Source organism: Rhizobium sp. CRRU65 (assembly GCF_048551595.1).
Taxonomy (GTDB): Bacteria; Pseudomonadota; Alphaproteobacteria; order Rhizobiales; family Rhizobiaceae; genus Rhizobium; species Rhizobium leguminosarum_J.
In genome coordinates this window covers 356,420-369,805 of the sequence record NZ_JBLYZH010000002.1, presented here as the reverse complement: position 1 = coordinate 369,805, position 13,386 = coordinate 356,420, and the positions used below count along the sequence as shown (strand labels likewise).

The 13,386-nt window shown below is 60.6% G+C and carries 13 protein-coding genes; 5 read left to right on the top strand and 8 right to left on the bottom strand.

The window, feature by feature from the left end; translation table 11 throughout:
• Positions 1 to 54: 54 nt before the first annotated feature.
• The gene (locus ACM5SV_RS04995) at positions 55 to 963 is read right to left on the bottom strand and encodes a flagellin (protein ID WP_012763194.1); all 909 of its coding nucleotides are present in this window, start codon (positions 961 to 963) and stop codon (positions 55 to 57) included.
• A 584-nt stretch (positions 964 to 1,547) separates the two neighbouring features.
• On the opposite strand from ACM5SV_RS04995, the gene ACM5SV_RS04990 reads away from it, so the two are divergent.
• A complete protein-coding gene (locus ACM5SV_RS04990; RefSeq protein WP_017996925.1) occupies positions 1,548 to 3,569 on the top strand; it encodes a beta-N-acetylhexosaminidase in 2,022 nt (673 codons plus the stop codon).
• An 85-nt stretch (positions 3,570 to 3,654) separates the two neighbouring features.
• On the opposite strand, the gene ACM5SV_RS04985 is transcribed toward ACM5SV_RS04990, so the two are convergent.
• On the bottom strand, positions 3,655 to 4,131 hold the full coding sequence (locus ACM5SV_RS04985; protein ID WP_012763196.1) for a winged helix-turn-helix transcriptional regulator: 477 nt from the start codon (positions 4,129 to 4,131) through the stop codon (positions 3,655 to 3,657).
• Positions 4,132 to 4,221: 90 nt separating this feature from the next.
• On the opposite strand from ACM5SV_RS04985, the gene ACM5SV_RS04980 reads away from it, so the two are divergent.
• Positions 4,222 to 5,037 (top strand): oxidoreductase, encoded by an 816-nt coding sequence (locus ACM5SV_RS04980; protein WP_017996926.1) that lies wholly within the window; start codon positions 4,222 to 4,224, stop codon positions 5,035 to 5,037.
• A gap of 42 nt (positions 5,038 to 5,079) precedes the next feature.
• Positions 5,080 to 6,081, top strand: coding sequence for an NADP-dependent oxidoreductase (locus ACM5SV_RS04975; protein WP_017996927.1), 1,002 nt, complete (start codon positions 5,080 to 5,082; stop codon positions 6,079 to 6,081).
• A 105-nt stretch (positions 6,082 to 6,186) separates the two neighbouring features.
• On the opposite strand, the gene ACM5SV_RS04970 is transcribed toward ACM5SV_RS04975, so the two are convergent.
• Positions 6,187 to 6,927, bottom strand: a complete 741-nt coding sequence (locus ACM5SV_RS04970) for a helix-turn-helix domain-containing protein (RefSeq protein WP_017996928.1) — start codon at positions 6,925 to 6,927, stop codon at positions 6,187 to 6,189.
• Between the two features lie 277 nt (positions 6,928 to 7,204).
• Here ACM5SV_RS04970 and ACM5SV_RS04965 point away from each other — a divergent pair, with 277 nt between their 5' ends.
• Positions 7,205 to 8,116 carry a DMT family transporter gene (locus ACM5SV_RS04965; protein WP_017996929.1) on the top strand — a complete coding sequence of 304 codons (912 nt, stop codon included), beginning with the start codon at positions 7,205 to 7,207 and terminating at the stop codon, positions 8,114 to 8,116.
• 35 nt (positions 8,117 to 8,151) lie between these two features.
• Here ACM5SV_RS04965 and ACM5SV_RS04960 read toward each other — a convergent pair whose 3' ends face one another.
• From ACM5SV_RS04960 to ACM5SV_RS04940, 5 genes are all read right to left on the bottom strand, one after another.
• Positions 8,152 to 9,354: an ROK family transcriptional regulator gene (locus ACM5SV_RS04960; RefSeq protein WP_017996930.1), complete on the bottom strand. Its 1,203-nt coding sequence runs from the start codon at positions 9,352 to 9,354 to the stop codon at positions 8,152 to 8,154.
• 96 nt (positions 9,355 to 9,450) lie between these two features.
• The gene (locus ACM5SV_RS04955; protein ID WP_017996931.1) at positions 9,451 to 10,650 is read right to left on the bottom strand and encodes an MFS transporter; all 1,200 of its coding nucleotides are present in this window, start codon (positions 10,648 to 10,650) and stop codon (positions 9,451 to 9,453) included.
• A gap of 61 nt (positions 10,651 to 10,711) precedes the next feature.
• The gene (locus ACM5SV_RS04950; RefSeq protein WP_419425099.1) at positions 10,712 to 11,488 is read right to left on the bottom strand and encodes an SDR family oxidoreductase; all 777 of its coding nucleotides are present in this window, start codon (positions 11,486 to 11,488) and stop codon (positions 10,712 to 10,714) included.
• Positions 11,489 to 11,513: 25 nt separating this feature from the next.
• Positions 11,514 to 12,377, bottom strand: coding sequence for a MurR/RpiR family transcriptional regulator (locus tag ACM5SV_RS04945; RefSeq protein ID WP_012763204.1), 864 nt, complete (start codon positions 12,375 to 12,377; stop codon positions 11,514 to 11,516).
• Between the two features lie 21 nt (positions 12,378 to 12,398).
• Positions 12,399 to 12,788, bottom strand: coding sequence for a RidA family protein (locus ACM5SV_RS04940; protein WP_017996933.1), 390 nt, complete (start codon positions 12,786 to 12,788; stop codon positions 12,399 to 12,401).
• 111 nt (positions 12,789 to 12,899) lie between these two features.
• Between ACM5SV_RS04940 and ACM5SV_RS04935 the strand changes: the two genes are divergently transcribed.
• Positions 12,900 to 13,382, top strand: a complete 483-nt coding sequence (locus ACM5SV_RS04935; RefSeq protein WP_128405893.1) for a hypothetical protein — start codon at positions 12,900 to 12,902, stop codon at positions 13,380 to 13,382.
• Positions 13,383 to 13,386 lie beyond the last annotated feature (4 nt).

Genomic DNA, 13,386 nt, shown 5'->3' with positions numbered 1-13,386 from the left:
AGGCTCGATCGTCTTTTCAACGGATTTGGTTCAGGCGTAATATATGTCAGGCGCTTAACTGCGGAAGAGCGACAGAATATTCTGCGACGACGAATTCGCGATCGATAGCGATTGGATCGCAAGCTGCTGTTGCGTTTGCAAGGCAGACAGCCTGCTCGACTCCTCCTCCATGTCGGCGTCGACCAGCCGTCCCACGCCCGACTCGATTGAATCGGACAGCGCACCGACGAAGTCTTCCTGCAGTTCGATGCGCGTCGAGATCGAACCCAGCTGCGCACCGGCAGAGGTCATTGCCGACAGCGCCGATTCGATGGTTGACAGCGCCGACTGGATCTGACCGGTGGTGAAGTCGGTAATGTCGAGCGAATAGACGGAATCGCCATTTGCGTCCACCGTCCCGAGGATGCCGGACGCGGTATCGATCGTCCCGCTGCTCATGCCGAACAACACGTTGCCCGTGGAGCTGGTATCCAGAGCATAATCCGTCACTTTAACGGAAACGGCGCCGGAGCCATCGCGAACAAAGGACGACACGACGCTTTTCGTGCCGCTTTCGCCCGCGACCCAGTTCTCACCAGAGAACGACGCTGACTGGGCGATGCTGAGCAGCTGTTCCTGAAGCTGCGTGATTTCTTCCTGGACCTTGGATTTGTCGACACCGTCTTCCGTCGCTGCCACAAGCTTGGATTTGATCTCGTCGACGACATCGATCGCATTTTCCATGGCCGTATAGGCAGTATCGACCTTTGCTGCGCCGAGGCCAAGGGCGTCGGAGACGGCCGAAAGCGCCTTGTTGTCGGACCGCATCGTGGTCGCGATCGACCAGTAGGCGGCGTTGTCGGATGCGGTGTCGACCCGATAGCCGGTAGAAACGCTGTTCTGCGTCGTTTCGAGGTTGGAGTTGATGCTGCGCAGCGTCTGAAGGGCAGACATCGCTGAATTGTTCGTATTGATGCTCGTCATTGGAAGTTCGACCCGTCCATGAGTTGGATGTGTTGCATCCCGGGTGAATCCGGGCCGTGGCGAGCAGCCTCATGCTTATCGACCCGTGTTCGGAAAGGTCAATTCGCCATCGTTGAGTTAATTATGGTACTTAAAAGTACCTTAATAGTTAACGCGAAGGACGAGTCGACACTTTTTGCATGAATACGCCGCGAAGGCTCGGCTGCTTGATTTGACGGTCGTTTTTCGTGAGGGTCATGCCCAGACAATGTCTGCCGGGAGCCGGTCCGAAAGGCGCTTCAGAAATTTCCAACCGGCAATTGACGTCTCGGCGGGAAACTGACTATCAATCTTAAATCAATTTGATTGACTTCAAAACAACGGGCTCGCGGGCATGAGGTTGAGCAAGGCTGCACCGCGCCACTTCCATCGGAGCCACCTTCGCGGCAGCAACCGCCTCCGACCGGCTGGGCCTACGCGATCGTCGGCAACGTCACACCCTCGGCCTGCCACGAAAAGGCCGCTTGCCCCATGCCGATCACCAATTCCGCTCCGGTAGTGTGCCGGAATACTCATGATCCGATCTCCAAGAAGAAAGAGCGACCATGTCCACATCTCGACCGAAAGCCCTGCGGCTTGAAACCCTTTGGAACCCGCCTGCTGACGGTAAGGAATTCTCCTACGTCCTGCGTCTCAAGAACCTCGGCACCGAGCCGCTTTCGAATTTCTCCCTCTGCGTGAGCGGCCCAGGCCGTGTCGATCCGGCCGGTCGTGTCGAAGGCGCCACGGTTTCGCAGCGGCTCTCGAATTTCACCGAATTCCAGCCACCGGCCAATTTCGTTCTCGGCGCCGGCGAGACGTGGACGATATCGGTCTATGCACTGAGCTGGCAGTTCCGTCACTGGACGGACGGCGCGACAAGCGGTTATCTCGCGCTTTCCGATGGAAGCACGATCGTGCTCAGCATAGAGCCGACGCGATCTTCGGTCAGCAATGCGCCGCTGAAGCGTGGCGCCGAGATCTATCCGGTGCCCGTCAATGCGCCCGTTCAGGTGTCGATCATCCCCTGGCCGAACCATGTGGCGGTCACTTCCCGCCGGCCGCTGCCGGCCGGTTTTGCGCCGCAGTCGCAGAGCGCTGCAGGGGAGGCGGCATCAAGAAGTTTCGCAGCGCTGGTCGAGCATCTCTTTGCCGTCGAAGGCATTATGCGGAGCGAGGCGGAAGGCGCGGTTCCAGTTGCCCTGAAGGATGCCGCCGGGCTCGGGCCGGAGGCCTATCGGCTGAGCTTCGAGGGTGAGGCGATCACGATCGAGGCAAGCAGCCAGACCGGCTTTCTCTACGGCCTCGTCACGCTCGGCCAGATCTGGCGCGGTGCAAGGCTGCATCCCGAGGTCTTCCAGTTTCCGGCTTCCGGCGAGATCGTCGATGAGCCGTCAATGGGCTGGCGCGGCCTGCATCTCGACGTCGCCCGCCAGTTCTACGGTGCGGCTGAGGTCAAGAAACTGCTGGCGGTGCTTGCCTGGAACAAGCTCAACCGTTTCCACTGGCACCTTTCCGACGACGAAGCATGGCGCGTCGAGATCGACGCCTATCCTGATTTGACCGCGGTCGGTGCCTGGCGCGGCCACGGTCTTGCCGTTCCGCCGCTGCTCGGTTCGAGCCCGGCCCGCACCGGCGGTTATTACACCAAGGCTTCGATCCGCGAGATCGTCGCCCATGCCAAGAGCTTCGGCGTGGAGATCGTGCCGGAGATCGATGTCCCCGGCCATTGCTACGCCATGCTGCAGGCGATACCGGAGCTGCGCGATCCGGCCGAGGCCGGCAGCTATTATTCGGTTCAGGGCTTTCCCGACAATTGCATCAATCCGGCCCGCGAGAAGACCTATGAGATCATCGAAACGATCCTCTTAGAACTCATCGAGCTCTTTCCGTTCAAGGTCATCCATCTCGGCGCCGACGAAGTTCCGCTTGGCGCGTGGTCCGGCTCGCCGGAAGCGCTCGAGCGCCTGCGCACGGTGGCGGGCGACGAGGTTGCCGATGCGCATGCCAAGCGGCTGAACGTCGTGACCAATACCCACGGTGCCGACGACATCCACGGCTCGGGCGCCGCCATCCTGCAGGCGGAGTTCCTGAACCGCGTCCAGCGCTTCCTTGCGAGCAAGGGCTGCATCACCGGCGGCTGGGAAGAGGCGGCCCACGGCGATGTCATCGACAAATCGAAGAGTTATCTCTGCAGCTGGCGCAATGTCGAGGTCTCTGCCGAACTTGCCGAGCGCGGCTACGAAATGGTCGTCTGCCCCGGACAGGTCTACTACCTCGACATGGCGCTCAGGCCCGACTGGGATGAGCCCGGCGCCAGTTGGGCGGGGACTTCGGACGCCGAGAAGCTCTACAATTTTGATCCCATCGGCGGCTGGACGGCGAGCCAGAAACAGAAACTCCTCGGCATCCAGGCCTGCATCTGGTCCGAGCCGATGACGGATCGCGCCGTTTTCGACCGCCTCGTCTTCCCCCGCCTTTCCGCACTTGCCGAAACGGGCTGGACGAAGCCGTCATCCAAGTCGTGGGAGCGCTTCAGGGCGCTCGCAGGACTGATGCCGCTGCTCTACGGGCTGCAACAGTCGTAGCGCTCCGTTTGGGCCGCCGGTTTTGATTTAAGGATCACCCTTGCCATTGCCGGAGGCGGTGATGGCAAGGATACTGACATCGCTTTCAAAGGGCGTTGTCAGGTGCCGCTCCATCTGCCGCGGGCAGCTCGCATTCGGGTGCGGCGATACGAATAGGACGGGTTCCAATCTCCGCGCCGGTCGCGCGGTCGATTGTGAGGGGATCGATCTCCGTTCCGGTTGCAGCGTCAAAGAAACGGGTGACTGCACCGCCGCTGCGATGCTTGCGGCCCCAGGCGCCGATCGCAAACAGCACCGGCAGAAAGTCGCGGCCGGCTTCGGTCAGCACATATTCATCGCGCGGCGGACGCTCGGAATAGCGACGCTTTTCCAGCAATCCTTCCTCGGTCAGCGATGACAGCCGCCCCGTCAGCATTGTCGGGACGATGCCGAGGCTTTTGCGAAATTCATCGAAGCGGGTCAGCCCCGCATGGGCGTCGCGCATGATCAACATGCTCCACGCATCGCCGACGAGTGCCAGGCTACGGGCGATCAGGCAGGGCTGGTTCGAAAGATTCTTCATGTCGATATCTTTTTAGTAGTGACTTGCTATCAATTTGATAGTAACGGAATGCGCATGGATATTCCACGACAAAAACGAAGGCAGACGTCGATGAGCAAAAGAGAACGCGGCATTGCCCTGGTCACAGGGGCTTCTTCCGGCATCGGGCTGGTAACGGCGAAGGCCTTGCTACGCGACGGCTACAAGGTGTTCGGCACCAGCCGAAAGCCGTTGGCCGACACCGCCGACGGCATCACCATGCTGGTTTGCGACGTCATCGACGATCAATCGGTGCAGAGCGTCGTCGATGAGGTTCTGAAGCGCACGGGACGGATCGATCTGCTGGTCAACAATGCCGGGATCGGCCTGCTCGGCGGCGCCGAGGAGTCGACGACGGAGCAGGCCAAAGCCGTGTTCGACGTCAACGTCTTCGGCACGATGCGCATGACCAATGCAGTGCTGCCAGTGATGCGGCGGCAGCGTAGCGGCCGGATCATCAACCTGAGCTCGATCCTTGGGCTGATCCCGGCGCCCTTCAACGCGCTTTACGCAGCGACCAAACACGCGATCGAAGGCTATTCGGAATCCCTCGACCATGAAGTGCGCACACAGGGCATCCGCGTCGTGCTCGTCGAACCGGGTGTCACCCGCACCTCCTTCGAGGAGAACATCACGCGCCCCGACCGGCCGCTTGCCGTCTATGATGCGGTGCGCGCCGACGCGGAGAGGCTGATGCGCGAGATCGTCTCAAAAGGCGATGCGCCCGAGGTGGTCGCCGCAACCGTCATCCGGGCTGCCAATGCAGCCTCGCCCAGGAGACGCTACACAGCCGGAAAGGCCGCAGGACAGATCCGTTTCATCCGCCGCTTCTTGCCCGAGTCCTTCGTCGACAAGAACCTCCGGAAATTCAACAAACTTCCCGATTGATCCTGGCTTGCCGCCTCATCACAAAAACGAAAGTTCGCCCTTATGAAAGCATTCCTGATCGATCACTACAAGAAAGGCGGCGCCCTCAGGCTCGGCCAGAGCCTTGAACCTCTGCTGCGCGAGAATGACGTCATGGTCGAGATCCATGCCGCCAGCGTGAACCCGCTGGATGCCAAGATACGGGACGGAGAGTTCAAGCTGATCCTGCCTTACCGGCTTCCCTTGGTTCTCGGCAATGATGTCGCTGGTGTCGTGGTCCGGGTGGGCGCCAATGTCCGGCAATTCAAACCCGGCGACGCGGTCTATGCGCGTCCCGGCAAGGATCGCATCGGCACCTTCGCCGAGTATATCGCCATCGACGCTGCCGATGTTGCGCTGAAACCCGCCAATCTCAGCATGGAAGAAGCCGCATCCATTCCGCTTGTGGCACTGACCGCATGGCAGGCGCTGGTCGAGCGCGCCAAGCTGCAGAAGGGCCAAAGGGTGCTGATCCATGCGGGCTCCGGCGGCGTCGGCACCATCGCCATCCAGCTTGCCAAACATCTCGGCGCCCATGTGGCGACGACCGTGAGCACGGCAAATATCGATCTGGTGAAAAGCCTCGGCGCCGATGTGGTGGTCGATTACAGGAAGGACGACTTCGAAAAGGTGCTGAAGGGCTATGACGTGGTGCTGAACAGCCTCGGCAAGGAGACGCTGGAGAAATCGCTCGCCGTCCTGAAGCCCGGCGGCAAGCTGATCTCGATATCAGGTCCGCCCGATCCCGATTTCGCCCGGCAAAACGGTTTCGGCTTTCTGCTGCAGCAGGTCATGCGCTTCTTGAGCTTCGGCATCCGGCGGAAATCGAAAAGCCGGGGGATCGGCTATTCCTTCCTCTTCATGACGGCAAACGGCGCGCAACTCGGCAAGATCACCGCGCTCATCGAGGCGGGCGCCATCCGCCCCGTCATCGACCGGGCCTTCCCGTTCGAGAAGACCAACGAGGCGCTGGATTATGTGGAAACCGGACGCGTCAAGGGAAAGGTCGTCATCGCGGTGAAGTGAGGTTTGGGAAGGCCGAAGAGCGCTCGGTTTAGCCGAGCGGCTTTTGCAGGACGTCGAAGCGCGGATTGATTTCGGAAAACAAAAGTGCGCTCGAGCGAAGCGGCTTCACGGTCGTTGCCGGTAGGCTGAGGGTGTAACACCTGTGCCCGACTTGAATGCCCGCGTCATGTGGCTCTGGCTGCTGAAGCCGCAGGCCGAAGCGATCTGCGCGATCGGGTCCATGCCTGATAACATCGATTTGGCGCGCTCGATACGCCGGTGAGCCACCCAGCCATGCGGGGACACACCATAGCTTGCCCGGAACATCCGCTGAAAATGAAAGGCGCTGAGCTGCCCGATCGTCGCCAGATCCTGCAAGCGGATCGTCTCACCGAGATGGGCCTCGATATACTCCAGACTCCGGCGCCGCACATGAGGAGCGAGCCCGCCGCTGATCGCGCAGGGACGCATCCCTCCATAACGCGGATCAACGAAGAAATCGTTGATCGCCTGCGTCATCGCTTCCTCAGCCAGCAGATGACCGCCCGTCACCATCGCTTTCGTCATCTGCCGAAGCGTGTGCGCCAAGACGGGCGCATCTGCGAAGGTTAATTCGGGAAGAGCCATGAGCCGAGCATCGCGGTCAAACGTCTCGGCAAACATCCGGCGCATCTGGTCGTCGGGAACATACAGATGGACGAATTGGGAGAAATCGGTGATTTCCCATTCGGAAGAGTGCTCCTGTGGCATGATGCACAGCACTCCCGGACGGCCGCGAGCGGCGGGGCTGCCATCCAGACGACGCGTTCCGGCGCCGCCTCTCAGATAAAGACTGAACGTATGATCGTTCGGCCGCTGATAGCTCATCCTGTCGTGTGCATTGCTCCAGATGGCAGCTGATCGCCCGAACCCCAGATCGATGGACTGTGACATCTGCGCAGTGGGAGATGCGGATAGAAACCTGAAAACCGAGGGGTGACTATATTTCACCAATTCTTCCCCACACCTGATCATGCCGCGCGAACAATACCGGCGGACGACCAGTATGGCGAGCCGGAAGTCCGGGCAAATCGATTTCGTAGCAAGAATCTGCAAGAGGCCTGCTCACGGTTCGCCTATTGGTCGGGAAAACGAGGATCACGCCATGGCAAATGCCGCTCTTTTCATCGCCACCGTCCTGATATGGGGCACGACCTGGATCGCCATTGCGATGCAGGTCGGTCCCGTGCCGGTCTTGGTCTCGGTCTTCTACAGATTTGCGGTTGCAGCAGCTATCCTCGTCGCCATCCTGGTTGTCATGCGGCGGCTCAAGCTGCCTGCCTTGCGCGATCAACCTTTCATCCTTGCGCAAGCGCTCTGCCTGTTCAGCCTCAATTTCATCTGTTTCTACAACGCCGCCGCCTCTATCCCGTCCGGGCTGATCTCGGTGATCTTCTCGCTCGCAACGATCTACAACGCCGTCAATGCGCGCCTCTTCTTCGGCGACCGCATTACCGGCCGCACGCTTCTCGCAGCCGCGCTCGGAGCAACCGGGCTTCTGCTTCTTTTCGGACAGGACGTTGTCGTCGATTTCGATATGGCCACGTTGAAAGGGATCGGACTCGCAGCGCTTGGCACGCTGTTCTTCTCGCTGGGCAATATGGCATCGCGTCGAAACAGCGCGGTCGGAATCTCACCGCTGACCGCCAACGCCTGGGGCATGACCTATGGCGCGATTATCCTGCTCTTCCTGATTGCCGTGACGCGAACGCCGATCGTGGCACCGCCTAACATCACCTATCTTGCCGCCATGCTCTATCTTGCGGCAATCGGATCGGTGATCGGCTTCACCACCTACCTCATGCTGGTGTCGCGCATCGGCTCCTCGCGCGCCGCCTATGCCACCGTCCTGTTCCCGATCGTCGCCCTGTCGTTGTCGACGGTTTTCGAGGGCTACCACTGGAGCGGTCTGGGCCTGTTCGGCCTGGCGCTGACGCTTCTCGGCAACGTGGTCATCTTTGCGCCACCTCTAGCCCGTCGCCCGCAGTCAGATGCGAGGCTGCCCGCTGGCGGATGAGGGGCCGGCCTCGGCAATCTCCGGGGCGGAGGTAGCTAACCGAGCGGCTTTTGCAGGACGTCGAAGCGCGGATTGGTTTCGGAAAAGATCGGCAGGGCGGCGGCGCCGAGGATTGCCGTATCCTTGCCGGTCATGCCGATCATCACCCGAGGTACCGCCCGCTTCTGGTTGGGATCGATGGGGGTGTGCAGCGGCTCCAGCCGCTCTGCAAGCCGAAGCATCAGCGAGGTCGATATGCTGCCGCCGAGCACGATGGTCTGCGGATCGAAGGCAAGCTCCAGAAAATCGACGGTCTGTCGCAGCGGCTGGACGGCTTGATCCAGCCAAACATCGAGGCCTTCGCCGCCCTTGGCGATCAGCGCATCGAGATCGTCGGACGACAGCTCCTCGGCATTGGCAATGCCCATGAATTCGTATGCAACGGCCGGCGAGACGTAGCGATCCAGACAGCCGCGCTTGCCACAGCTGCAGAGCTTGCCATGCGGTTCGACGATGATATGGCCGATCTCGCCGGCATTGTTGCGGCTGCCCTTGTAGAGGTGGCCGTCGAGGAACATTCCGGCGCCGATGCCACCGCCGCCCGCAAGAAACAGATAGACGAAGCTGCCCAAACCGCGGGCGACACCATGAAGACGCTCGCCGATCGCTGCTGCCGTCGCATCATTCTCGACCAGCACCGGCACTTTTATCCGCTGTTCCAGCTCATGCCGGACAGGAAAATCCTGCCAGCCGGGCAGGTTCAGCGGACTGAGCGACGTGGTGCCGCCATCGGCATAACGGCCGGGCAGGGCCATCCCGACGCCCAGCAGCCGGTTCCGGTCGAATGCGAAGGCCTCCTGAAGATCCTCGACTATTGCTTGGAGCGCCGGCATGGCCCTTTGCGGATCGGGATGTTCGACGTGGCGCTCGATGCGCGCGCAGACAGCGCCGGAGAGATCCGTCAGAACCCCGCTGGCGCGCTGGCGGCCAAGTTCGAGACCGATCGAATAAGCGCCGCGCGGATTGATGGAGTAGGGGATGATCGGCTGGCCGCGCGATAGCTTCTGTGCCTGGGATGGGACGAGAAGGTGCGACCTCTCCAGTTCCTCGACGATATTCGACACGGTCTGGGCAGTCAGCGCCGTCATCCGGGCGATCGCCGCGCGCGACAAGGGACCGTTCGTGCGGACAGCCTCGATCACCACACGCCGGTTGTGAGACTTGGCCTGCTCGAGATTCGTGCCGGAGATCGCCTTCATGTCGCCTTCAAAGGAAATGGTGCGTCACCCTTGTCACAAGACGAACACCGATGAAAGCCGCATTCTTCGTCTGGTCCCATTTGCCAATGGTGTCGACTAGCGGGCTTTGCCTCTATACAGGAGGCCGATGATCGCTATCCCCGCCAATCCGGTGACAGCGCTGAGGATTGCGGTTCCCGAATAGCCGGTCACATAGGTGCCGGCGGCAAAGACCAGCGCGCCGATCCCGGCACTGGCAAAGATATTGACGGAGATCAGTGCGCTGCCGAGGCCCGGCCGGTCGGCGATCAGATCCTGCAGATAGGTGATCGGAATGGTGATGATCGCCGACGCTCCGATGCCGGCAAGCAAGGTGAGCGCATAGAGGTGCCACGGCTCGGAGGCAAAGCCGAGCAGACTGAGGAAGACGGCATAGATGATGGTACCGGCGGCAAGCGCCGTCATCTGTCCGGTCTTCCGCGCGATCCGCGACCAGACGATGATGAAGACGACTTCCAGCAATGCGACGATGCCGACGAGAATGCCGACGTCGCTCAGCTTGCCATGCGCAGCACCAGTGGCGATCAATGGCAGCAGGGCGTCATTCAGATGCAGCGTACTGGTGATCAGCGCGACCCCGCAAATATGCGCCGAAATCCGCGGAGAAACCACTTGGCCAAGCGCGCCGAGGTAAGTGAGATGATGAACTGCTGCCATTTCCGTTGCCGCTCGCTTCGGCAAGGCGAAGACGATGATCCCCTGGCACAACAGACATGAGATGCTGGCAAAGAGGTAGGCCGGCAGCATGCTCGATGCGCCAGACAGCAGCAGGCCAGTTATCCCTGGGATCAGTACCCACGACAGCGAGATCATGGCGCGCACGCCGGAGTTGGCCGTCACCATGTCGCTTCGGTTCATGCCGTGCATAGCCGCGCGCGCATTGGCAAACAGCAGCGAGTTCAGCGCCCCGTAGATCGGCAGGGGCAGCAACCCGCTGATGACGAAGACGGCGGCGCTGGGAAAGGCGTAGACCACGCCGTAGCCGACGATGCCGAACAGGCAGGCGCCGATCATCGTCGAACGGTATTCACCAAGCCGGTCGGCGAGATTGCCGAGCAGGATGCTGATGACGACATTCACCGCCGCCGAGACGAAACTCAGGAAGGAATAGAGGCCGTCGCTCAGCCCCAATTCGCGGATGCCGATGATCGAACGGTAGGGTGCGGTCATCGCTCCCGCCATGCCGAAGGTGAAAATGGCGATCATGCTGGCGCGGATCGCCGGATTGCGGAAGACGTCAGGGAAAAGTCGGCTCATGCGGTGATCGATCAGAAGTAAGCCGGCTTCACAACCTGCTCCTCTCGTCTTCCTCTAGGTTTCAGTAATGTTCCGATTGCGAGAAGGTCCGCGCGAGCTCGGCCTGGCCTGCCGTGAGGCCGCAATCGACAGGCAGGCAGACGCCGGTGATGGCTGCGGCCAGGGGACCGGCAAGGAAGGCCACCGCATTGGCAACATCTTTCGGATCGACGACGCGCTGCAGCGGATACCAGCGGCGTGCTTCCTCGAAAACATTCGGATTGGCTGCCGCGCGCGCTTCCCAGGCCTGCGTCTTTACCGTCCCGGGTGCGACGGCGTTGGACCGGATGCCGAACTTGCCGTATTCCACCGCAACCAGCCGGGTGAAATGCAAAAGGCCTGCCTTGGCGACGCTATAGGCAGGGTGCCCGAAGACATGCAAGCCATTGACCGAGGCAATATTGACGACGGAACCCTTCGAAATCGTCAGCATGGGCTCGAATGCGCGGAAACATAAGAATGCCGCTTCGAGATTAAGCGCAACGTCCGCCCGCCAGATCTCGGGCGTCGTGTCGTGCAGGCTGGTCGCGCGGGCAGCACCCGCATTGTTGACCAGGGTTCGACACACGCCGACGTCGGCGGCGCGTCTTGCCAATTCCGCAATGCTCGTCTCGCTGGTTACATCACATTGGACTGCGACGAAGCGATTGTCCGGCCCGAGCTTCAATGCCACGGCAGCCGCGGCCTCCGCATCGATATCGGCGAGCAACACGACGTCGTGGTCATCGGCGAGCCGTGCGGCGATCGCCGCGCCGATATCGCCTGCAGCGCCGGTAACGATGGCTATCGACTGCGTCATTTTCCGTCGCTCCCGTTCATGAACCTCAATCTCCAAGCAATTGCCGGTCGTCGCCGTCACGGTGAATGACAAGCTGCTGCTTGATACGCCGAAGCGTGGTCGTCGCCTTCGGCTGAACGGCATAAGCGACCAGGCTCGACAAGATATCGATCGTCGCGATGTAGGCGATGCGCGTCGAGGTCGGGCGATAGATATTGTGGCCCTCGGGAAGGTCGATCGGCACGACGATTTCGGCGGCCTTGGCAACCGGGCTGTCCGTCTGGGTGAGCGCGATCGTCTTCACCTTGGTCTGGCGGGCAAGCTCGAAGGCGCGCACCAGCTCCATATTGCGCCCTGAGAAGGACGAGCCGATCAACACGTCGCCGGGCCTTGCCGCGGCAGCCATCATCAGCTGCATGCTGTGGTCGGAACTTGCCGTGATGCGAAGCCCGAGACGAAAGAGCCGGTTCTGGAGCTCGTCGGCGATCATCGATGAATTGCCGCCCGACCCGAACGCATAGATCATATCGGCCTTGGCGATATGCGATACGGCGGCTTCGATCGCGGCAAGATCGAGCGACCGATGCAGGAGAAAGAGCGCGTTCTGGGCCTTGGTGATGATATCCTGGGCGACATCGGCCGGATCGGTGCTTTTCGATTCCGGTTTCAGGTAGCGAACGCCGATATGGGCGGTGCGGGCAAGCTGCACCTTGAAGTCGGAAAAGCTCTCGCAACCAAGCCGCCGGCAAAAGCGTGTGACGGTTGGCGGCGATACCTTCGCCCGTTCCGCCAGCTCGATGATCGAGGCATTCACGGCAAACTCGAAGTCGTTGACGATGATCTCCGCAATGCGGCTCTCGGAGGGAGAGAGCCGACCCTTGTCTTCCTGCAGCGTTGAAAAGATATCCAAGCCCGTCCCCCCGATGGTTCTCTATCCATCCTTCTTCTTATAGGCCACGCAGTCGATCTCAACCTTGCAATCAACCATCATCGACGATTGCACACAGGCGCGTGCCGGCGGGTGTTCGCCGAAATACTCCTGATAGATTTTATTGAAGGTCCAGAAATCGCGCGGATCATCGAGCCAGACGCCGACGCGCACGACGTCCTCGACGCCATATCCGGCCTCATCGAGGATCGAAAGGACATTGGCAATCGTCTTGTGGGTCTGAGCAATGATGTTGCCGTCGATGATTTCGCCATCTTCCATCGCAACCTGGCCGGAAACATATAGCCATCCGTCGGCTTCGACCGCACGTGCGAAAGGCAGCGCCTTGCCGCCGGCGCCCGTTTGAACAGTGCCATAGCGCTTGATCGGCATGCTGAAGTCCTTGCAAATTATTTTCTTGATAAGTTGACAAGTGACCACAGAAAGCAGAATTTGACCAGTGAAAAACACTATTTATGAAAAGAATTTCAATCCGGGGCTGATATGCGCGATCCTTTCCAGAATCCTTTCCCGTCAGACAGCGCCCGGCATGCCATCTGGGAAATGCTCGTTCCGCGCGATATCGATGCGTTTCTGGCCGCCGATTGGTCGATGGTGGAGCATGACTTCGTGGAGGAGGGCTTCATCGGTATCGATGCCCAGAAGCAGGTCAACCCCGACAGGTGGCGTCTCGCATTTCCGACGCTGTCGGCCTATCGCCAGGAATGGCTGAGGCAGGCAAAGGATTTCGCCGAGCAGAGTTTCGCAGAAGACGCGCGCACGGCGATCTTCACCACGACGACGCTTGAGGATATCGAAATCGAGGGCGACATGGCGCTTGTTCGCAAGAAATTCGACGGCGGCATTACCAAGAGCGACGATTCCCGGGACGTCCTGCAATGGCAGACGCTCTATTACTGCAGGCTTCACCAAGGACGCTGGAAGATCTCAGGTTTCACCGGCTACCTGCCGAACCCGATGGGTTGACGCG

What these genes read in the sequence shown, in the direction of transcription:
- ACM5SV_RS04955 (WP_017996931.1), bottom strand. Translation starts at nt 10,650, where the DNA reads ATGAGCCGACTTTTCCCTGACGTCTTCCGCAATCCGGCGATCCGCGCC.
- ACM5SV_RS04975 (WP_017996927.1), top strand. Translation starts at nt 5,080, where the DNA reads ATGAAAGCATTCCTGATCGATCACTACAAGAAAGGCGGCGCCCTCAGG.
- ACM5SV_RS04985 (WP_012763196.1), bottom strand. Translation starts at nt 4,131, where the DNA reads ATGAAGAATCTTTCGAACCAGCCCTGCCTGATCGCCCGTAGCCTGGCA.
- ACM5SV_RS04940 (WP_017996933.1), bottom strand. Translation starts at nt 12,788, where the DNA reads ATGCCGATCAAGCGCTATGGCACTGTTCAAACGGGCGCCGGCGGCAAG.
- ACM5SV_RS04995 (WP_012763194.1), bottom strand. Translation starts at nt 963, where the DNA reads ATGACGAGCATCAATACGAACAATTCAGCGATGTCTGCCCTTCAGACG.
- ACM5SV_RS04950 (WP_419425099.1), bottom strand. Translation starts at nt 11,488, where the DNA reads ATGACGCAGTCGATAGCCATCGTTACCGGCGCTGCAGGCGATATCGGC.
- ACM5SV_RS04960 (WP_017996930.1), bottom strand. Translation starts at nt 9,354, where the DNA reads ATGAAGGCGATCTCCGGCACGAATCTCGAGCAGGCCAAGTCTCACAAC.
- ACM5SV_RS04935 (WP_128405893.1), top strand. Translation starts at nt 12,900, where the DNA reads ATGCGCGATCCTTTCCAGAATCCTTTCCCGTCAGACAGCGCCCGGCAT.
- ACM5SV_RS04980 (WP_017996926.1), top strand. Translation starts at nt 4,222, where the DNA reads ATGAGCAAAAGAGAACGCGGCATTGCCCTGGTCACAGGGGCTTCTTCC.
- ACM5SV_RS04970 (WP_017996928.1), bottom strand. Translation starts at nt 6,927, where the DNA reads ATGAGCTATCAGCGGCCGAACGATCATACGTTCAGTCTTTATCTGAGA.
- ACM5SV_RS04990 (WP_017996925.1), top strand. Translation starts at nt 1,548, where the DNA reads ATGTCCACATCTCGACCGAAAGCCCTGCGGCTTGAAACCCTTTGGAAC.
- ACM5SV_RS04965 (WP_017996929.1), top strand. Translation starts at nt 7,205, where the DNA reads ATGGCAAATGCCGCTCTTTTCATCGCCACCGTCCTGATATGGGGCACG.